The following is a 20,293-nucleotide window of genomic DNA, read 5'->3' as shown; positions in this document are numbered from 1 at the left end:
CACACGGCCTGGATGCTCTTGTCTGGGGGAAATCGAGTCGTTCAGCAGCAACCAACGGCACGGCACAACGCCGCACCGCCGGTCGTCAGATTCAGGCCCTGCTCGTCGACAGCGCCGACACAACGCCCCTGGCAGAGCGCCGACTGCTGATGGCAAACAAGGTCATGGCGATGGCGGCAATGGCCCCCGGCACAGCGAAGGCCATGAAGTTGAGCTGCAGCGGCAGGCTGATACCCAGCAGCGCGCCGCCCAGCAGCGGGCCGACGATGGCTCCGTTGCGGCCGATGCCCGAGGCCCAGCCCAGGCCGGTGGAGCGAATGGTCATGGAGTAAAATTGCGCGGCACAGGCATACAGCAGAATTTGCGAACCGATGGTGGTCGCACCGGCGATGGCGATCAGCAGGTACAGCACCGGCGTCGGGCTCTTGAAGCCGAGCAAGGTGATCGACACTGCGGCAATGGTGAAGAACACCGCCAACACCCGTGGCAGGTTGAGTTTATCGCCCAACACCCCGCCGCCGACCGCACCGAAGATTGCGCCGAAATTCAGCACCAGCAGGAAGGACAGGCTCGAACCGAGGCTGTAGCCGGCATTGGCCATCAACTTCGGCAGCCAGGAGCTCAGGGCGTAAACCATCAGCAGGCAGCAGAAGAACGCCACCCAGAGCATCAGCGTGCGCATTGCCCGACCATCACGGAACAGTTGCAGAACCGGCGTGCCGGTACCTTTTACATCGGTCATGTGCAACTGGTCGGTGACTTGCGCGACATACGCAGGATCGATCCGTCCAAGGACATTGCGGGCCTCCTCATTGCGCCCCTGGCGCAGCATGAAACCCACCGACTCGGGCAGGAAGTACATGATCAGGGGCAGCAGCAGCAATGGCAGCGCCGCCACATAGAACACTGACTGCCAACCGAAGCTGGGAATCAGCACAATGCCCAGGCCGGCAGAGAGCATGCCTCCCACCGAGTAGCCGCTGAACATGATGGCCACCAGGGTGCTGCGGATTTTCTTCGGCGCGTACTCGTTCATCAGCGCCACCACGTTGGGCATCACGCCGCCAATGCCGAGCCCGGCAATGAAACGGCAAATACCGAACTCCGTCGGGCTGCTGGCAAAACCATTGAGTACGGTGAAACCGCTGAAGAGCATCACGCAAATGGTGATGGCTTTTTTCCGCCCGATCTTGTCCGAGAGCGGGCCGAAAAACAGCGCCCCGAACATCATGCCGAACAGCGCATAACTACCCAGCGCCCCGGCTTCAAGCGGGGTCAGGCCCCACTCCTTCATCAGCATCGGCAACACCACGCCGTAAATCACCAGATCGTAACCATCGAAGATGATGATCAGGGCACACCAGAACAGCACCATCCAGTGGAAGCGGTTGAAGCGAGCGTTGTCGATAACCTCATGTACGTCGATATTCCGCATGGCATCTGTCTCTTGTTGTTGTTTTTAGAACGACGGAAAAGAACTCCATCGTTTTTTATGCAGGCCATGTCAGGGTAGGGAGGCAAAACGCCAGGCAATATCCGCTCAGTGCAGATCGCTATCCGTTTTGTGCACAGGCGCGTTCATGGGTCCAAAGTCGGGAATTTCGCCCCGAACGCAGGAGCTTCTTTGTTTTTGTGCGGCAGATATTCTTTAACGGCCGGCGAGAATGACGAGACATTGGTTATTAGTTAATTGTGTCCGCGTGAACATTTTTACCTGGTTCGGCAGCAGAAATTGGTAAGGAGTCTAGTATTGAAATGCCATGTATCGGTCCGAGGGACCCTTGGCATGTATGCGGCTTTGAGCCAACCCCGGACCGGTGTTGGCAAAATAAAATTGGAGGGAACCATGACCAATATCGTCGCCACCGGCGAGCCACCTGAAGCCGTCCGTCTCATGATCAAGGTTTATTCCTGCTTGCTGCTCGCAGGGTTTGCGTTACTTCCGGCCTATCTGATTGGCTACTTATACCTCTTTCAGGACCCCACCCTTTTATTCGAGAACCACCTGTTCCATATATTTGCGATCACGGCAGCCACCTTGGCAGGCCTGTTTGTCACTTACGTAACGTGGCGCTGCTATCAGTCATCGGGCGACCCGCTGCTGCGATGGATGACGCTAGGTTTTCTCGGTTTTGTGCTGATCTACGCGCCGCATGGTGCGTTCACCGGGCTTGCACACCACAATATCTGGCTCTTCCTGCTTTATGGACCGGCCTCTCGACTGGTCATGTCGATTCTGCTGTTAGTCGGAATGCTGTCGTACCACCGCCCACCTGATGCTCCGGACCAACGAATGAAGGTCCGCCCGTGGTTGACCTGGATAGGATTGTTCCTGCTGGTTGATCTGGCAGTGGCGTACGTCGCGCATTCGCCGATCGCCGGCCATCTCGCGGTGCGCCTCTCGATGGAAGGTGGTGCCCTCGTTCTTTCCACATTGACCGTGGCAATGCTCCTGCTGCGCCGTATCCGTTCGCCGCTGATGGTGATTTTTGTCATCTCGGTCACCGCGTTCGCCTTGTCATCTCTCGCATTCATCCTTGCACGTCCGTGGAACCACTTGTGGTGGCTCGCTCATGCGATCTTCGCCGCTGGATTCTTCCTGTTGAGCTATGGGGTAGTACAAGCGTTCCTCACCACGCGGTCATTCTCGAAGATTTACAGCCAAGAGGAGCTGATGGTGCGTCTTGCCGAGTCGATGGCGTACACCGAGAGCGCCCTGCAGGAACTCCAGCGCGCCAATCAAGAACTCGGGCACCTTGCGGCGACCGATCCACTGACCGGCGCTGATAATCGGCGTCGGTTCATGGAGCGGGTCGAAGTCGAATTTGGCCGGACCAAGCGCGGCGGTACTCCGTTCTCCGTGTTGGCACTCGATCTGGATAATTTCAAGTCCATCAACGATCGCTTCGGGCATCAGGTTGGCGATGACATCCTGAAGAGGTTCGTGGAGAAATGCCTCGATTCGATCCGGCCGTATGACGGCGTAGCCCGAGTGGGCGGGGAAGAATTCATGATACTGCTACCTCAGACTTCACTCGAAGGCGCGCGGGTAATCGCCGAGCGTCTGCGCAGCACCGTTGCAAATACTGCTTTTAATGGCTTGCAGCGGTTAACCGAGGTCACAGTGAGCATCGGCATATCGCAGTCTGACCGCGACGGCGACACCATCGAGGCCATCCTGCGCGTAGCCGATCAACGCCTGTATCACGCTAAACACCAAGGCCGTAATCGTGTGGTCACTACCATCAAAACCAGCCTCCAACCGCTGCCCTGACCATCATTTCGACGTCGCTGAAAAAGCGTCGGCACCGATACCCCTGCTGCGCCACGGCATTGGGCGTTATTCATCAGCGTTCGCCAATCACACTTTGGCGTCGAGGATGATGAGCGTCCCTTGCGATCCGAAGAGCCAAGGACGCATCGACCCGTTTGCTTTCTCCCCCCTCAGTTCGCATACAAACCTCTCGAAACGCGACAGACCTTATTTTTTACGACAGACTTTATTTTTTAGGTTCACGTTTGGACGCTAAGCTAGGGCTATGGATGACTCAGATTATTTACGCCTGCTTACAATCGCGGCCGAACAGGCCAATGCGTTCCTGTCCAATGCCCGCAAATGGGAGCGTGAGCGTTGGGTCTGCCAACGCCTGCTGCAAGGCCTGAACATCCCCTATCGCGTCGACGAATTCGCTCCTGCCGCGGAACCGCCGGACGTGCTGTTCCGTGATGCCAGTTTCGAGGTGTTCTTCGTGCTCGATGAAGGCCGACGCCTGAACGATGAATGGCGAGATGAGCTGCAGCGCCGGCGCAGCGCGTTTTCCCTGAGCCAGCTGGTGCGCCGCGAAGCCAAACCCAAGCGCATTCCGGCCAACGAGTTCTTGTTGCGACTGGCGCCGACCCTGCGCAAAAAAGCGCATAACTACAAGGAACGCGGCATGGACCTGGGTGAGCTGGACATCATCGCCTTCGCCAGCCTCAAGCGTGAAGTGCTCGATCTCAACAGCCACTTCCCGCCGCCGACCGAATACCTGCGCCAGGGCTGGCGCTCGCTGTCGCTGGTGGGTCCGACTTTCGCCCGTGTGCTGTTCGCCCACCCGGATGCTCCGGATTTCCTGCGCAACAACCTGGGCCGCAGTATCGTCTTCGACGTCGGTATCAGCCTGTGAGTCCATTGCATGAGTTGCTGGCCGAGGTGCCCCTCGAGCAACGCCTCGGCCACGGGACCTTTCAGGCCGTTCGCGGACATGGCGCAATCACTGCGCGAGTGATACAAAGTGGGATCATTCGCCTGGATGACAGGGTCTGCGTCGAGCCCCTGCAAGCGAACGGCTATGCTCCGTTGCATGCCGGATAAATCTGCGCTGTAGCTTCTACACATTTCGCAACGTCTACCTGACGAGGCCTTTATGACCAGCCGCCTGAACCCCGACGACCAAAAGCATGTCGAAGAGTACCTGCAACTGTCCCAGCACCGAGTCGAGCGCCGGCCTTTCCGGCCATGGCTGCTCCTCGTGGTGGTATTGGCAGTGACTATTGGCCTGGGTTTGCTGAGCCGCCTTTTGAGTTACCTGACGCTATGAGCTGCGTGGCGCTCGCTCGGGTAACTGCACCGATTTCTTTTAGCCTTGCGAGATATCCCCATGACCCATCGTATTATCATCGTTGGCGGCGGCGCCGGCGGTCTGGAGTTGGCTACCCGTCTGGGTAAGACTCTGGGCAAGCGTGGTACGGCCAGTGTGCTACTGGTCGACGCGAACCTGACCCACATTTGGAAACCGCTGTTGCATGAAGTCGCAGCCGGTTCGCTGAATTCCTCTGAAGACGAACTCAATTATGTTGCCCAGGCCAAATGGAACCACTTCGAGTTCCAGCTGGGGCGCATGAGCGGGCTCGATCGCCAGCAGAAAAAAATCCAGCTGGCGGCGACCCTGGACGACAAAGGCCTGGAGCTGGTCCCGGCCCGCGAACTGAGCTACGACTCGCTGGTGATTGCCGTCGGCAGCACCACAAACGACTTCGGCACTCAGGGCGCGGCAGAAAACTGCCTGTTCCTCGACACCCGCAAACAGGCCGAACGCTTCCATCAGCAATTGCTCAATCACTACCTGCGGGCCCACGCCGGGCAAACCGATGTGCTCGAACAGATCAGCGTGGCCATAGTCGGGGCCGGCGCCACCGGTGTCGAACTGGCGGCCGAGCTGCATAACGCCGCCCATGAACTGGCGGCCTATGGGCTGGACCGGATCAAGCCGGAAAACATGCACATCACCCTGATCGAGGCCGGTCCGCGGGTCCTGCCGGCACTGCCGGAGCGGATTGGCGGGCCTGTGCATAAAACCCTGGAGAAACTCGGGGTCACGGTACTGACCAACGCAGCGGTCAGCGAAGTCACGTCCGAGGCGCTGATCACCAGCAGCGGCCAGGTGATTCCTGCCAGCCTCAAGGTTTGGGCCGCGGGGATTCGTGCGCCAGGCTTCCTCAAGGACATCGATGGCCTGGAGACCAACCGGATCAACCAGTTGCAAGTCTTGCCGACCCTGCAAACCACTCGCGACGAGAACATCTTCGCCTTCGGCGATTGCGCGGCCTGCCCGCAGCCGGGCTCCGATCGCAATGTGCCGCCACGGGCGCAAGCGGCGCACCAACAGGCTTCGCTGCTGGCCAAATCGCTGAAACTACGGATCGAAGGCAAGGCCCTGCCGGAGTACAAGTACACCGATTATGGCTCGCTGATCTCGCTGTCGCGTTTTTCGGCTGTGGGTAACTTGATGGGCAATCTGACCGGCAGCGTGATGCTCGAGGGCTGGCTGGCGCGGATGTTCTATGTGTCGTTGTACCGGATGCACCAGATGGCGCTCTATGGCGCCTTCCGCACGGCGATGCTGATGCTCGGCAGCAAGATCGGGCGCGGAACCGAGCCCCGGCTCAAGTTGCACTGACATCTTCGGCGCCTGAGAGGGCCCTTTAATGTAGGAGCGAGCTTGCTCGCGATATAGGACGTTAACGATAACGCGTGTTTTCTGAGTACACGCGCCGCCCTTGAGTCCATCGCGAGCAAGCTCGCTCCTACAATAGGGACCTCATCTGTGTCCCTCTGTATCCCCGCCCCCGATTCAGCCCTTTCGCTTACAAACTCCCCCCTTGCACGACACAGTAGCGATACACCACGCCCGCTAAATGGCCACACCCGAGCAAGGCACTGCCTGCTTCGGTTACCGCCGCACTTACGTGGCGTCCTTTATCGAGCGGTTGTGTCGTGCAACCCAGGAGATTTGTAATGTCCCGTACCACTACTCTCAGCAAAAACACCATTGGCCTGCTCGGCGCTGTCCTGGCCGGTGGCATGATGCTATCCGGCTCCGTGTTTGCCGCGCAGCCTCTGACCCAAGGCTACATGCTGGCATCCGCCGAGCAGGTGGTTAAGGCACCTGAAGGCAAGTGTGGCGAAGGTAAGTGCGGTGATGCCTCGATGGCCAAGACCGACACTGATGACGATGGCCAGGTGTCCCGTGCGGAATTCTTGAAAGTTGCGCCCAAGGCCGACTTCGACAAGATCGACACCAACCACGATGGTCAGATCTCGGAACAAGAGGCGTTCGATAACGTTAAAGCTAACTACGAAGCCAACGGCAAAAAAATGCCAAAGGGCTTGTTCGAGCACCTGAAAGACAATAGCTAAGATCCGAAGCACCGCACGCCCCGCTGCTCTCCCAGAGAAGCGGGGCTTTTTTTGCGTTTGCGACAGACAAAAAAAATCCCCGTATCTTTCGATACGAGGATTTTTAATATGGTCGGGGTAAGGGGATTCGAACTCCTGACATCCTGCTCCCAAAGCAGGCGCGCTACCGGACTGCGCTATACCCCGGTAAAAAAAAGGCACCTTTAAAAGGCGCCTTCTACGATCAGCGCTTTTGGCCTCTGATCTTAAGATTCGATTCCAGCGTTAACTGGTTTCAAAAATGGTGGGTCGTGTGGGATTCGAACCTACGACCAATTGGTTAAAAGCCAACTGCTCTACCAACTGAGCTAACGACCCAAAAATGGTCGGGGTAAGGGGATTCGAACTCCTGACATCCTGCTCCCAAAGCAGGCGCGCTACCGGACTGCGCTATACCCCGGTTTGAAATTGGCTCCGTGACCAGGACTCGAACCTGGGACCCAATGATTAACAGTCATTTGCTCTACCGACTGAGCTATCACGGAACTACATATTTCAATTACAACTTTTACCGCAACTTCGCTCTCTTCGACCCGTTCGCATCGCTGCGTTCGTGTGTCTGAGGCGCGCTATTCTACAATTTTAAAACACCCTGTCAACCCCTTAAATTGCTTTCAAGACAATGATTTGCGTCTTGTTTCAGATTTCTCCTTGGGGAGAAGAAACCCTTGGGGGTGACATGCTGCGGGGCGCACTTTACAAGCCTTTTCCTTACAGTTCAATGCCCTAACGAAAAAAAGGCCTCGCAACGCGAGGCCTCTCTTGTTATCGAGCCGCCAAGGCTCAGTGGAAGACGATTTGATCGTTCTCCACCGTGGCCATTACGCTGGCCCCGGGCAAGAAACTGCCGGAAAGGATCAGCTGCGCCAAGGGGTTCTCGATCCAGCGCTGGATCGCTCGTTTCAGCGGCCGTGCACCGTAGACCGGGTCGTAACCGACCGCGATCAGCTTATCCAGCGCCTCGCTGCTCAGCTCCAGCTTCAGCTCGCGTTCGGCCAGACGGCTACGCAGACGGCCCAGCTGGATTTCAGTGATACCAGCGATCTGATCCCGGGCCAAAGGCTCGAAGATCACCACTTCATCGATCCGGTTAATGAATTCCGGCCGGAAGTGGCTGGACACCGCATCCATCACCGCGGCCCGCTGCGCTTCGCGATCCCCCACCAGTTCCTGGATCTGCACCGAGCCCAGGTTGGAGGTCATCACGATCACCGTATTGCGGAAATCCACGGTTCGCCCGTGACTGTCGGTCAGCCGACCGTCTTCCAGCACTTGCAGCAACACGTTGAACACGTCCGGATGGGCCTTCTCGACCTCGTCCAGGAGGATTACCGAGTAGGGCTTGCGACGCACTGCCTCGGTCAGGTAACCGCCCTCCTCGTAGCCTACGTAGCCGGGTGGCGCACCAATCAGCCGGGCCACGGAATGTTTCTCCATGAATTCGGACATATCGATCCGCACCATCGCCTCTTCAGTATCGAAGAGGAACTCGGCCAGCGCCTTGCACAGCTCGGTCTTACCCACACCGGTCGGGCCGAGGAACATGAACGAGCCGCTTGGGCGGTTCGGATCGGACAACCCGGCACGGGAACGGCGCACCGCATTGGATACCGCGATCACCGCCTCGTCCTGGCCGATCACACGCTGGTGCAACAGGCTTTCCATCTTCAACAGTTTGTCGCGCTCACCTTCGAGCATTTTCGACACCGGAATACCGGTCCACTTCGAAACGACTTCGGCGATCTCTTCCTCGGTCACTTTGCTGCGCAGCAACTGGTTTTCGCTTTTACCGTGCTGATCGACCATCTGCAGGCTGCGCTCCAGGTCCGGGATTACCCCGTACTGCAGTTCGGCCATGCGGTTGAGGTCGCCTTTACGGCGGGCAGTTTCCAGTTCCTGACGGGACTGTTCGATTTTTTGCTGGATCTGCGCCGAACCTTGCACTTCAGCTTTTTCCGCGTTCCAGATTTCTTCCAGATCCGAATACTCACGCTCCAGCCGGACGATATCCCCCTGCAACTTCTCCAGGCGCTTGATCGCGGCTTCGTCGTCTTCTTTCTTCAATGCCTGGGCTTCAACCTTCAGTTGAATCAAACGCCGCTCCAGACGATCCAGCACTTCCGGCTTGGAGTCGATCTCCATGCGAATGCGGCTGGCAGCTTCGTCGATCAGGTCGATGGCCTTGTCCGGCAACTGACGGTCAGTAATGTAGCGATGGCTCAGCTTGGCCGCGGCAATGATCGCACCGTCGGTGATCGCCACCTTGTGGTGGACCTCATAACGCTCTTTCAAGCCGCGCAGGATCGCAATGGTGTCTTCTTCGCTCGGCTCGTCGACCAGCACCTTCTGGAAACGCCGCTCGAGCGCTGCGTCCTTCTCTATATATTGGCGGTATTCGTTGAGCGTGGTCGCACCCACGCAATGCAGCTCACCGCGCGCCAGAGCCGGCTTGAGCATATTGCCAGCATCCATCGAGCCTTCGGCTTTACCGGCGCCGACCATGGTGTGCAACTCGTCGATGAACAGGATGATCTGCCCTTCCTGCTTCGACAGCTCATTGAGCAACGACTTCATGCGCTCTTCGAACTCGCCACGAAACTTGGCACCGGCAATCAGCGAGCCCATATCCAGCGACAGCAGGCGCTTGCCTTTCAGGCCATCCGGCACTTCGCCGTTGATGATCCGTTGAGCCAGGCCTTCGGCGATGGCGGTTTTACCCACGCCAGGTTCGCCAATCAGTACCGGATTGTTCTTGGTGCGGCGTTGCAGGACCTGAATGGTCCGGCGAATTTCGTCGTCACGGCCGATCACCGGGTCAAGCTTGCCTTCTTCGGCGCGCTTGGTCAGGTCGACGGTGTATTTATCCAGGGCCTGGCGCGACTCCTCGTGGTTGGGGTCGTTGACCGCCTCACCACCACGCAGGTTGTTGATCGCATTCTCCAGGGCTTTCTTGCTGACGCCCTGCCCCAGCAGCAATTTGCCGAGCTTGCTGTTCTCGTCCATGGCGGCGAGCAGCACCAGTTCGCTGGAAATGAACTGGTCACCTTTTTGTTGCGCCAGACGATCGGCCTGATTGAGCAGACGCGCCAGATCCTGCGACATGTTCACGTCGCCAGTGGGATTCTGGATTTTCGGCAGTTGGTCGAGCTCTTTGGTCAACTCTTTGCGCAAGCTGGTGACGTCAAAGCCTACCTGCATCAACAGGGGTTTGATCGAACCACCCTGCTGTTCAAGCAGCGCCTGCATCAAGTGCGCCGGCTCAATACCCGGATGATCGAGGCCGACCGCCAGAGACTGGGCATCGGACAAGGCCAACTGTAACTTACTGGTTAAACGGTCTATACGCATGGGTCACCTTCCTAGTTGGGCAGGCCGGTCGATGGACACACCTAAATGAAGAAACCTGCCAGATACCTCACTAGATGCGGTCGATTCTGGAAGATTCAAGCGGCGCAGGATTGACGCAGGTCAGGAGAGTCTAGCGTTCCAGCCAGACAAGGGAGGCAAACCGACCGGTGCGGGGACTGCGGCGGTAAGAATAGAAGCGCGGGTCGCTGACGGTACAGAAACCGCCGCCATACACCGCCGTTACGCCGCGAGCGGCCAGACGTAGACGCGCCAGCATATAGATGTCAGCCATGAATTTGCCGGTGTTGCGGCTCGGGACAAAAGCCTGATCCGCTGCTGCAAGTTGCCCGACGAAGGCTTCACGAACCTCCGGCCCGACTTCGAAGGCTTGCGGGCCGATGGCTGGCCCGAGCCAGACCAGCACCTCGGAAGGCGCCACGGCAAGACGGTCCAGCGTGGCTTCCAGCACGCCGGCAGCCAGCCCGCGCCAACCGGCATGGGCCGCCGCGACCCGAGTGCCGGCGCGGTCACAGAACAGCGCTGGCAGGCAATCGGCGGTCATCACCGTGCAGGCAATACCTGGCGTGGCCGACCAACTGGCGTCGGCGGTCGCGACCAGGCCTGGATCGGCATGGGCCACGGCAATTCCGTGAACCTGCTGCAACCAGGCTGGCTGGATGGAGAAGTGATCGGTCAGACGACGGCGATTCTCGGCGACCGCCTGAGGGCTGTCGTCGACATGGTCGCCAAGGTTGAGGCTGTCGAACGGCGCCAGACTGACGCCGCCCGCGCGGGTGGTGACGCAGGCTTTCACCCCGGCCGGCGCAGGCCAGTCAGGAATCAGCCAGTGGGTCATCCGATGAACGCCTCACGGTCCTGCTTGAGCAGCGATAACAACCAGACGAAGTCGTCCGGCAGGGGCGATTCCCAGCTCATGCGCTTACCGGTCGTCGGATGATCCAACTCCAGGAAACGCGCGTGCAGAGCCTGCCGCGGGAAGGTTTTCAGCGATTCGACCATGGTCAGGCTGGCTGCCGGCGGGATACGGAAACGACCGCCGTAGGCAGGATCTCCGACCAACGGGTAATTGATGTGCGCCATGTGCACGCGAATCTGGTGCGTACGACCGGTTTCCAGCTTGACCCGCACATGAGTGTGGGAGCGAAAACGCTCGAGCACGCGGTAATGACTGACCGCCTGCTTGCCGCCTTCCATCACCGCCATGCGCTGGCGTTGCTGGCCGTGACGACCGATCGGCGCGTTGATCTTGCCACCGGCGGTGACCACGCCGATCACGATGCACTCGTAGATCCGGCTGACGCTGCGGCTCTGCAGCTGGGTGACTAGCTGGGTCTGCGCCTGAATCGTCTTGGCCACCACCATCAAACCGGTGGTGTCCTTGTCGAGACGGTGCACGATACCGGCGCGCGGCACATTGATGATGTCCGGCACATGGTGCAGCAGGGCGTTGAGCAGGGTGCCGTCGGCATGACCGGCAGCCGGGTGCACCACCAGGCCCGCGGGCTTGTTGATGACCAGGATGTCATCGTCTTCGTAGACGATATCCAGCTTGATGTCCTGAGCGATCCATTCTCCCTGAGCTTCCTGCTCGGCGGTCAGCTCAAGAATCGCACCGCCATGAACTATGTCTCGCGGGCGGATAACCGCTCCGTCCACAGTCAGGCGGCCGTCTTTGATCCAGGCGGAAAGGCGCGAGCGCGAGTGCTCAGCGAATAATTGTGCGGCGACTTGATCGAGGCGTTGGCCGCCCAATTCGGACGGCACCTCTGCGCGAAGTTCAATTTTATCGGACATGCTCAGACTAGGCGTCGGCACAGCTTTTGGTTTCGGCTGCGCGCTTGTGGTTAAATACGGCGTCTTTTGCCCCGAAGCTTTTCAACGGGGCGCTCATCATAACAGGACGGCCCCGCCCAAGACAGCGGCCGTCATAGGGACGCAAGCCGCCATGCAAGTGAAACACCTGCTGCTGATCGCCATCCTCGCATTGACCGCCGCTTGCTCATCGAAGGAAGTGGTCGACGAAAACCTCAGCGAGGTCGAGCTGTACCAGCAGGCACAGGCCGACCTGGACAACAACAGCTATACCAGCGCCACATCCAAGCTGAAGGCTCTGGAATCGCGCTATCCGTTCGGTCGCTACGCCGATCAGGCTCAACTCGAGCTGATCTATGCGAACTACAAGAACGCCGAGCCGGAGGCCGCCAAGTCCGCTGCCGAGCGTTTCATTCGCCTGCACCCGCAGCACCCGAACGTGGATTACGCGTACTACCTCAAGGGCCTGACCTCTTTTGACCAGGATGTCGGTCTGCTGGCGCGTTTCCTGCCGCTGGACATGACCAAGCGTGACCCGGGTGCCGCTCGTGACTCCTACAACGAGTTCGCCCAGCTCACCAGTCGCTACCCGAACAGCCGCTACGCGCCGGACGCCAAGCAGCGCATGATTTACCTGCGCAACCTGCTGGCGGCCTACGAAATCCACGTCGCCGACTACTACCTGACCCGTCAGGCCTATGTAGCCGCTGCCAACCGTGGTCGTTACGTGGTGGAAAACTTCCAGGAAACCCCTTCGGTCGGTGACGGCCTGGCGGTGATGGTCGAGTCCTACCAGCGCCTGCACCTGGACGAATTGGCCAATACCAGCCTGGAAACCCTGAAGCTCAACTACCCGAACCACCCGACGCTGGTGGACGGTCAGTTCGTGCCGCGGGTTGCCGAGGCAGACAACCGCTCATGGCTGAGCAAGGCTACCCTGGGCCTGATCGAATCCCGTCCACCGCTGCCGCCGGGCGAAACCCGCGCCAACCAGGACGTGCAGAAGCAGTTCCAGGACGCCAAGGACGCGATTCCGTCCGAGCTCAAGCCTAAAGACAGCGACGGCGATGTGATCGAAGAAGAAGAACCCGAAGCTAAAAGCAACAACGAAGACCGCTCGTGGTTCAGCTACATGACCTTCGGCATGTTCGACTGATGCTGGCATGATGGCAAAAAGGGAGACTTTCGAGTCTCCCTTTTTTATTGCAGCGTTTTATTGCGCTGTGCGCAGGGGATGTCCTTGGATAAACTGCCAGTTCACCCGTCGAAAAGCTGCTCATCATGCTTCGTTTACTGTTCTGGATCGCTCTGATTGCTGCTGCGGTATGGCTCTGGCGCAAGTTCAAGCACTCTGCCTCCGTGACCAACGCACCCGGCGAGCAAATCGCCGCGCCTATGGTCCGCTGCGCCCACTGTGGTGTGCATTTGCCCCGCGACCGAGCGTTGAGTCTTCAACAACAGTGGTATTGCAGCCAGGCTCACCTGGAGCAAGGCCCGGGTTCGCGCGACCGTTGAGACCTTAAGCTCTGGCGGCAAGCCCGGCGCTTGCCGAGGCTCTGTCACCCCTACCGTTCACGTATCGGCATCACCCTGGTGCTGCTGATTTCCAGCGACATGGACAACCCGCTACTGGAGTTCGCGACCTCAAGACACCGCCTTGGTTCTCTATCTGTCCCATGAGCTGTGCGAAAGCAACCAGACCCGCCTAGACTTCAAATCACGCCAAGGCGGCGGTTGCTTTCGCATCTCCTTTGCTCACGGACGGAAACAGTCTTGAATATCAGCCCACGACAAAAAGTCCTGATCGTTAACGATGAGCCGGATATCCGCGACCTCCTGGAAATCACTTTAGGCCGGATGAAGCTCGACACCCAAAGTGCTCGCAATGTCGGCGAAGCCCGCGACTGGCTGACCCGGGAGGCCTTTGACCTGTGCCTGACCGATATGCGCCTGCCCGACGGTACCGGACAGGAGCTGGTGCAGCACATCCAGCAGTGCCACCCACAGGTTCGGGTCGCAATTATTACCGCCTACCTCGAGACGGCGATCAACTCGCTGAAAACCGGCGCCTTCGACTTTCCGACCAATCCGGTTGATCTCCCCCGCCTGCGGGAGTTGGTCAGCCGCGCCCTGCTTCTGCCGACAGCGAGCGCCCGGCGGCCCTCCTTCGACAGGCGCCTGCTCGGCGATTCGCTGCCAATGCGCAACCTGCGCAAACAGGTCGATAAACTCGCTCGCAGCCAGGCCCCGGTGTACATCAGTGGCGAGTCCGGCAGCGGCAAGGAGTTGGTGGCCCGAGTGATTCACGAGCTGGGCCCCCGCGCCAGCCAACCCTTTGTACCGGTCAACTGTGGGGCAATTCCGTGGGAACTGATGGATAGCGAGTTTTTCGGTCATCGTAAAGGCAGCTTCAGCGGCGCCACCGATGACAAGCCCGGGCTGTTCCAGGCGGCCAATGGTGGCACGCTGTTCCTCGACGAAGTGGCCGACCTGTCCTTGGCGATGCAGGTCAAATTGTTGCGGGCGATTCAGGAGAAAGCCATTTGCAGCATCGGCGGGCAACAGGAGGTGGTGATCGATGTGCGCATTTTGTCTGCCACGCAAAAGGACCTGAACGCCGAAGTCGCCGCCGGACGCTTTCGTCAGGACCTGTACTACCGCTTGAATGTGATCGAACTGCGGGTGCCGCCCTTGCGCGAGCGACGCGAAGATATCGAACCGTTGGCCAGTAATGTTCTCCAGCGACTGGCGGCAAACAGCGGCTTGCCGCCGGCCAGACTTCATCCGCAAGCGCTCGATGCGCTGAAAAACTATAGATTCCCGGGCAATGTGCGCGAGCTGGAGAACATGCTCGAACGTGCATACGCCCTCTGCGAAAATCAACAGATCGAGGCGAGCGACCTGCGTCTGGCGCAAGGCAGTTACACAGCCGAACCCGGTTTACCGGATCTGACGCAGATCAACAACCTGGAGAGTTACCTGGAAAGCGTCGAACGCAAACTGCTCCTCCAGGCCCTCGAAGAGACCCACTGGAACCGCACGGCAGCGGCTCAGCGTCTGAACCTGTCGTTTCATTCGATGCGGTATCGCTTGAAAAAGCTGGGGCTGGATTGAGTGGGCGAAAGTGCCGAAATCTCATTGTCGGTTAAGGGGCTGAACGCTAAATTCGGCCTTCCGGTGCATACGGCGCCGGATCGATGACTGGCTCGCGGTCCAGCATCAAGTCGGCGAGCAACTGACAGGAGGCCGGGGCCAGTACCAGGCCATTGCGGTAATGCCCGCAGTTCAGCCACAGCCCTTCAATGCCCGGGACCCTGCCAATAAAGGGAATGCCCTCTGGCGAAGCCGGTCGCAACCCCGCCCAGTGCCCCACCACTTCAGCATCCGCCAGCGCAGGAATCAGCTCGATGGCCGAGGCCTTGAGGCTTTCCAGCGCGGGCTGGGTGGGCGTCTTGTCGAAACCTTCATGCTCCAGCGTGCTGCCGATCAAAATGTGGCCGTCACGGCGTGGAATCGCATAACGCCTTTTGGCCAGGACTATGCTTGAGAGGAAACCCGGCGCGCACTTGTAAAGGATCATTTGCCCCTTTACCGGCTCGACCGGCAACTCAAGGCCCAGGCTCTGCAACAACTCACCACTCCAGGCGCCCGCCGACAGTACCACGCGGTCAGCCCGAATCTCGCCCGCAGAGGTCTGAACCCCCACGACACCCTCGCCTTCGCGAATGAATCCGCTGACTTCGCAGTGCTCATGGATAGTCACGTTAGGCAACGCCGACAATGCGGCCTTGAGCGACTTCACCAGTCGCGGATTGCGTACGTTGGCCACATTCGCCATGTAGATCGCCCGCGAAAAACTGCTGCCCAGCACCGGCACCGCATCGTGGGCCGCCGCGATGTCCACCTTGCTCAGTGGGCGGTTTTCCCGCTCCGCCCAGGCCAGCGCCTCGGCTTCGTCATTCAGATCCAGCCAGTACAAGCCGGTGGTGTGCACCTCGGGATCAATCCCGGTAGCGGCAAACAGGCGTTCGCCCAGTTGCGGATAATAATCCTGCGACCAATGGGCCAGCGCGGTGACCGCCGGGCTGTAGCGCCACGGGTACAGCGGCGAAACGATCCCGCCACCAGCCCAAGACGACTCCTGCCCCACATTCGAGCGATCCAGCAGGATCACCTGCTGCACTTCAGAAGCCAGATTAAACGCGGTCAGCAGGCCGATAACCCCACCGCCGACAATCACCACTTGCTGTTGCTTGGCCATCTTCTGATCCAACAATGAAAAAATCAGGGGTGCAAAATGCGCCCGAAAAAGTTACTCAGCGACCCCAGCAGTCTTTGGGTACCAGACCTTCTGCCGCATCGGCAATGGTTCTGAGACCAGTATTGGTGATGATGAAATCCCCACACTTGTCACCTTCCATCGTCGATCCGCCGTTACGGGTTGCTGTCAGGGAGAAGGTCTGATCAGTCAGCGTCGGGGTGATGGTGTAATAGTCGTTGCCCTCGCTGAGGACGGGGGGATTGTCATTGGTATACACACCGTTTTTCGAATAGAACCGTTCCAGGTTTTGCGCCTGTTCGGAGAGCAACCCGGCAATCTCTGTGCGATGGGCTTTGTTCACGTATTCGGTATAGCCCGGGTAGCCGATGGTCACAAGAATACCGATGATCGCGATCACAATCATGATTTCGATCAAGGTAAAACCTTGGTTGAATCTGCGCATGTTTTAACTCTCGCTTACTGTATTTGTCGCCACATGATCCGTTGATTAACACCGCTCGTACCTCCACCGCCCGGCTCCTCAGGAATTACTGGTTCTTCCGGAACTGCTGTGTCTGCACTGCCCTTCTTTTCAACCAGCGTGGTAACGCCACCGCTGGAGTCGTTCACGATTTTGCCGGTCGCGTCGTTGACGATCGCATTCAGCGTTGGAATACCGCCGCTAAAAATGACGCCACTGGACTGAATGTCCTTGCTATCGATCAGCCTGTCACCGTTGGTATCAAGTACCGCGTAGCTGAGCATCTTACCGCTGAACGCATCCAGCTCGATCAGTTTGCCGGTACCAAAGCTGGAACAGGGATCAGTGGTATCCACGCTGGCACTGGTAAACACAATGCGCCCCGCCACCAGTTTGGCCTGATTGATGACGCGCTCGCCGGTCAGCGCGTTGTTGTAGACCAAGGGTAGATACCAGCCCTTGCGTGCGGGAGTCACTTCATTCTGAGAAGTGGTGATGAATTGCCCGGCACTCCCGGAGAACACCCCTGTTACCGCCTGGGCCTGCAAATTGCTGACTGTGAACTGGCCGGCACCACCATCCGCATCCCAAATGGCATAGAATCCTTGTGGATCCTTGGTCAATTTATCCGCGGTTTCATTGAATTTCCCTGTCCCGAAAAACACCATCTTGCCATTGGTGGGATGGTCTGCGAGTAATGGTTGCGCGGTGATTGGCTGGGTTGCGCCACCGGGAGTGGTAAACAACAGTTTGCCGGAAAAGGCTGGCTTCAAGGTGGTTGAGGGATTGCTCAAATCAAACTTCCATAGCCGACCCTTCAAGTCACCGCCATAGGCAGCCTGCACCACATTTTGCGCGTCGACCTTGAGTTTTACTGAAGAGAGCCCATTGCTCGTTTCAGCCTGGTCGATGATGATTTCCTGAATCAGCGAACCATTGCGAATATCTACCACGTACAACGCGGCCACCCCGGAGTGGCTGCCATAACCGTTGGCAATAAATGCCGCCCAACGACCATCCTTCCAGCGTGCCACTTCCGGGCGCGCGTAGGCATAACCCAGATCATTAAATGTGTGACCCGTAGTGGCCGCCGCTGGAGCACTGATCTCCCACAAGGCTTTGGTCACATTCCCCTCTGATGCGTCAAACAGCTGTAGCCCATAGAAAGTCTTGCCGCCCGCCCCTACTCCACCGACGGCGAGGGTTTTCCAAGCGCTATCGAGCTGGGCGTCAAAGACCCCGACCTGACCGTCATTGAGAAACTTGTGACCAGCGCCATTGATATAGCCGGTATCGGCGATGTAATGCAGGGACGCCAACACACTGGAAGGCATGTAGGCGTAACGCCGGCTGCCGTTGGCCGGGTCAATGACACTCAGAAAACCATCGTTTGCATTCACCACCAGACTGGCAGTCATGGTCTTGGCTTTGGTGACCAGGTAATCGCTGTAAGACGTATTACCCACTTGGTCAGAGGCGGTTTGATCGGTGGGCGCCGCATACACCAAGGGTGAGTTGATGATATCCCCGAGCAGAACGGTACGGACCTTCAAACCGGCTTTGTTGGTGCCTTTGCTCCATTCCACCAGGTCAATACCGGTGATACCGGTCGGCAGGTTCTGACTGAGCGCTGTCTTCTGAGTAGTGGAAAAGCTGTTGTAGGCCAGGGTGACGGCCGCGTTGCTTGTGGTGTTCCAGGACTGGAAGGTCGGCGCCGTGGCTGCGGGTACGATGGCCATGTCGGTGTTCCAGAGCACTGACGCAGTATCGACTGCTCCGGTCGAGGTAAAGCCATAGGCTTTGATCGTGCCGCGCCAGTCCTTGGGGTCGTAGCTGGTCTGGAAAAAACGCGAACCAGCGGTCAAGGTGGTCCCGCTGGTCGCCCCACTACCGCCCGAACCGGCCTTGGAGGTGATGTCGCTCAAGGCGGATGACAGCGCACTACTGAGACCGGCACTGTTGCTGGCTTGGTAATACTTGCCCTGCCCGTAGGTGGCCGCATCGGACAGCATCTGATTCGCCGCAGTGAATCCCACGGTGTAGGTGTTCATGTACTGCTTAGGAAAATCGGTTGCCCCCCAGCTTTTGCCCACAAGATCGTTCCCGGCTGTACGCATGTCGATGTCGAATGCGAACTTGGCAATGTCGTCCAGATACAACGTGTCACCTTCGCCATCGCCATTCAAATTGGCGCCGTCATTGCTAACCCTGGTCTCCCAATTGGGCAGTTTGCTGCCACCCAGTGGGTCGCTGGTAGGGAAGGTTCTGTCGAAGGTTGGCAAACCATCGGTGATTACCACACCGTAGTTTTTCTGGCAGCGATACTGGATCGGGCTGGTGTAGGTAGAGGGTGTCGAGTTGTAGAACGGCGCCATACCACGGAAGTAACGGGTGATTTCGTAATATGTTTCGGCCAGCGGCGTATTCGCCACCGCGTCCAGATTACTGATCGCGTCGGTCAGCGCCTTGAAATTGGTATCGGCTTTAGCCTGAGTCACCGTACCGCTAACAGCTGACAAATCAGCGACCGGAAGGGCGATATAGCCGCCGGGACCCGAGTTGTTGCCCTTCGGTGGATTGAACGTCGCCAGGCCGATGCGCAACGAGCGGTTGCTAGTCACCAATGCCGAGGACACATTGCGCGCCACGTGCATTCGGTAGTCATTGGGGATGGCGCCAGTTCCGGTAGTGAAATCCTTGTCGGACCCATTGGCCAGCGCAAGCAGGTAGGCGAGGTAATTAGCTGTGTAACGAGTATTTTCGCCTCCCACCGGATCTGGAAGCTTCAGGCAAACGGAGTCCAATCTTGAGCCGCGATAGAAACCATACCACCGGCCATTTGTGGAGTTTGTGGAACATCCTCCGCGATTCAAACTCGACAAAAGGATATTGGCATCCTTCATAGTAAGGTTCTGACCACTGTTGCACGAACCATTGGAATTGCAGATGGCTATTTGAGGACGAATCGTCTCCGGGTTGAAATCTGCGGCCCAGATAATATTGTTCATACTCCCCGAGTCATCGATCAGCAGCATCACATTGGGCGCCACCGCGGCGGCGCTTAGCAGCGGCGAGTCCGAGGGCGTGAACGCGTATGCTGGCGCTGCCAGGTACAGACTCGATACGGCGCCGCAAAATAGCTGCAACAACCCATGTTGCCAGCCTGTACGGGCCTGATTACTTCGCATAAATACTCTCCAGCACGCTACGCGAATTACCCGCAAGGCCCACCGCCGTGACGCGGTACAGCGTCACGCTGGGGCCGCTCATGCCGACGGCGTCTGTTGTGGTGCCGATTTTCTGCACGCCATAAAAGCCATTACCGACGGCGACCCAGGTCACATCCGAACTGAGACGTCCGGCCGCGACCACGTCCAACGAATCATCAGGCGGCGGCGGTGGACACGGATTCGAGCAGACCAGTGGCGAGTAGGTGCCCAACCTCACTGCGCCTTCGCCGACTCGCAGTGCCGTTTCGGCTAATTGAAAGGACTGATTGCGCAGCGTCACGCTGCCGGCCATTTTTTCCTGCAAGGTCGCGTTCTGCATCGACGAAATACCGATCAGCGTCAGCAGCAGCAGGAACACCAGGCTGACCAGCAGGACCATGCCGCGTTCGGATTTTGCCGTCATTCGGGAAATACTCATCGGC

Annotated in this window: 16 protein-coding genes, 4 tRNA genes and 2 pseudogenes; 10 read left to right on the top strand and 12 right to left on the bottom strand. The window is 58.5% G+C overall.

From position 1 onward, the window contains the following. Positions 1 to 91 precede the first annotated feature (91 nt). On the bottom strand, positions 92 to 1,435 hold the full coding sequence (locus tag ACA064_RS03635; protein WP_497672163.1) for an aromatic acid/H+ symport family MFS transporter: 1,344 nt from the start codon (positions 1,433 to 1,435) through the stop codon (positions 92 to 94). Positions 1,436 to 1,846: 411 nt separating this feature from the next. Here ACA064_RS03635 and ACA064_RS03630 point away from each other — a divergent pair, with 411 nt between their 5' ends. The 6 genes and pseudogenes from ACA064_RS03630 to ACA064_RS03605 all read left to right on the top strand — a co-directional run bounded on the left by ACA064_RS03630 (position 1,847) and on the right by ACA064_RS03605 (position 6,679). Beyond that, positions 1,847 to 3,274 (top strand): sensor domain-containing diguanylate cyclase, encoded by a 1,428-nt coding sequence (locus ACA064_RS03630; RefSeq protein ID WP_497672162.1) that lies wholly within the window; start codon positions 1,847 to 1,849, stop codon positions 3,272 to 3,274. A 265-nt stretch (positions 3,275 to 3,539) separates the two neighbouring features. Beyond that, on the top strand, positions 3,540 to 4,166 hold the full coding sequence (locus ACA064_RS03625; RefSeq protein WP_497672161.1) for a DUF1780 domain-containing protein: 627 nt from the start codon (positions 3,540 to 3,542) through the stop codon (positions 4,164 to 4,166). Between the two features lie 32 nt (positions 4,167 to 4,198). Beyond that, a pseudogene (locus ACA064_RS03620) lies at positions 4,199 to 4,354 on the top strand (MOSC domain-containing protein); the annotation flags it as partial. Positions 4,355 to 4,406: 52 nt separating this feature from the next. Next, positions 4,407 to 4,580: a DUF3094 family protein gene (locus ACA064_RS03615; RefSeq protein ID WP_150643346.1), complete on the top strand. Its 174-nt coding sequence runs from the start codon at positions 4,407 to 4,409 to the stop codon at positions 4,578 to 4,580. Positions 4,581 to 4,640: 60 nt separating this feature from the next. Next, positions 4,641 to 5,939, top strand: coding sequence for an NAD(P)/FAD-dependent oxidoreductase (locus tag ACA064_RS03610; protein WP_497672160.1), 1,299 nt, complete (start codon positions 4,641 to 4,643; stop codon positions 5,937 to 5,939). Positions 5,940 to 6,277: 338 nt separating this feature from the next. Continuing rightward, a complete protein-coding gene (locus ACA064_RS03605; protein WP_497672159.1) occupies positions 6,278 to 6,679 on the top strand; it encodes an HvfA family oxazolone/thioamide-modified RiPP metallophore in 402 nt (133 codons plus the stop codon). Between the two features lie 109 nt (positions 6,680 to 6,788). Here ACA064_RS03605 and ACA064_RS03600 read toward each other — a convergent pair. The 7 genes from ACA064_RS03600 to rluD form a co-directional block, all read right to left on the bottom strand. Beyond that, positions 6,789 to 6,865 (bottom strand) — tRNA-Pro (locus tag ACA064_RS03600). Positions 6,866 to 6,960: 95 nt separating this feature from the next. Next, a tRNA-Lys gene (locus ACA064_RS03595) sits at positions 6,961 to 7,036 on the bottom strand. Positions 7,037 to 7,041: 5 nt separating this feature from the next. Beyond that, positions 7,042 to 7,118: transfer RNA gene (locus ACA064_RS03590), tRNA-Pro, on the bottom strand. Positions 7,119 to 7,127: 9 nt separating this feature from the next. Beyond that, positions 7,128 to 7,203, bottom strand: a tRNA-Asn gene (locus ACA064_RS03585). Between the two features lie 298 nt (positions 7,204 to 7,501). Further along, the gene (gene clpB / locus ACA064_RS03580; RefSeq protein ID WP_497672158.1) at positions 7,502 to 10,066 is read right to left on the bottom strand and encodes an ATP-dependent chaperone ClpB; all 2,565 of its coding nucleotides are present in this window, start codon (positions 10,064 to 10,066) and stop codon (positions 7,502 to 7,504) included. A 130-nt stretch (positions 10,067 to 10,196) separates the two neighbouring features. Next, positions 10,197 to 10,922 carry a peptidoglycan editing factor PgeF gene (gene pgeF / locus ACA064_RS03575; RefSeq protein ID WP_497672157.1) on the bottom strand — a complete coding sequence of 242 codons (726 nt, stop codon included), beginning with the start codon at positions 10,920 to 10,922 and terminating at the stop codon, positions 10,197 to 10,199. After that, positions 10,919 to 11,881, bottom strand: a complete 963-nt coding sequence (gene rluD, locus ACA064_RS03570) for a 23S rRNA pseudouridine(1911/1915/1917) synthase RluD (protein WP_150641101.1) — start codon at positions 11,879 to 11,881, stop codon at positions 10,919 to 10,921. Before rluD ends, pgeF begins: the two co-directional genes overlap by 4 nt. A 151-nt stretch (positions 11,882 to 12,032) precedes the next feature. On the opposite strand from rluD, the gene ACA064_RS03565 reads away from it, so the two are divergent. The 4 genes and pseudogenes from ACA064_RS03565 to ACA064_RS03550 all read left to right on the top strand — a co-directional run bounded on the left by ACA064_RS03565 (position 12,033) and on the right by ACA064_RS03550 (position 15,013). Continuing rightward, on the top strand, positions 12,033 to 13,055 hold the full coding sequence (locus ACA064_RS03565; protein WP_497672156.1) for an outer membrane protein assembly factor BamD: 1,023 nt from the start codon (positions 12,033 to 12,035) through the stop codon (positions 13,053 to 13,055). A gap of 125 nt (positions 13,056 to 13,180) precedes the next feature. Then, positions 13,181 to 13,414: a PP0621 family protein gene (locus ACA064_RS03560; protein WP_497672155.1), complete on the top strand. Its 234-nt coding sequence runs from the start codon at positions 13,181 to 13,183 to the stop codon at positions 13,412 to 13,414. A 130-nt stretch (positions 13,415 to 13,544) separates the two neighbouring features. Next, positions 13,545 to 13,676 (top strand): annotated as a pseudogene (locus tag ACA064_RS03555) (hypothetical protein); the annotation flags it as partial. Then, a complete protein-coding gene (locus ACA064_RS03550) occupies positions 13,673 to 15,013 on the top strand; it encodes a sigma-54-dependent transcriptional regulator (RefSeq protein ID WP_497672154.1) in 1,341 nt (446 codons plus the stop codon). The pseudogene ACA064_RS03555 and the gene ACA064_RS03550, both read left to right, overlap by 4 nt. 46 nt (positions 15,014 to 15,059) lie before the next feature. Here ACA064_RS03550 and thiO read toward each other — a convergent pair whose 3' ends face one another. Genes thiO through ACA064_RS03530 form a run of 4 tightly spaced genes read right to left on the bottom strand, consistent with a single transcriptional unit; the run spans position 15,060 to position 20,289 of the window. Continuing rightward, positions 15,060 to 16,160: a glycine oxidase ThiO gene (gene thiO / locus ACA064_RS03545; protein ID WP_497672153.1), complete on the bottom strand. Its 1,101-nt coding sequence runs from the start codon at positions 16,158 to 16,160 to the stop codon at positions 15,060 to 15,062. A gap of 55 nt (positions 16,161 to 16,215) precedes the next feature. Beyond that, positions 16,216 to 16,623 (bottom strand): type IV pilin protein, encoded by a 408-nt coding sequence (locus tag ACA064_RS03540; RefSeq protein WP_497672152.1) that lies wholly within the window; start codon positions 16,621 to 16,623, stop codon positions 16,216 to 16,218. 14 nt (positions 16,624 to 16,637) lie between these two features. Then, positions 16,638 to 19,829 carry a pilus assembly protein gene (locus ACA064_RS03535; RefSeq protein WP_497672151.1) on the bottom strand — a complete coding sequence of 1,064 codons (3,192 nt, stop codon included), beginning with the start codon at positions 19,827 to 19,829 and terminating at the stop codon, positions 16,638 to 16,640. Further along, positions 19,819 to 20,289: a pilus assembly PilX family protein gene (locus ACA064_RS03530; RefSeq protein WP_497672150.1), complete on the bottom strand. Its 471-nt coding sequence runs from the start codon at positions 20,287 to 20,289 to the stop codon at positions 19,819 to 19,821. The genes ACA064_RS03535 and ACA064_RS03530 overlap by 11 nt, the downstream gene beginning before the upstream one ends. Positions 20,290 to 20,293 lie beyond the last annotated feature (4 nt).

The sequence above is a fragment of the Pseudomonas sp. LBUM1658 genome, assembly GCF_059716055.1.
The sequence above is the reverse complement of the archived record's forward strand: the minus strand, read 5'-3'. Positions and strand labels throughout refer to the sequence as shown.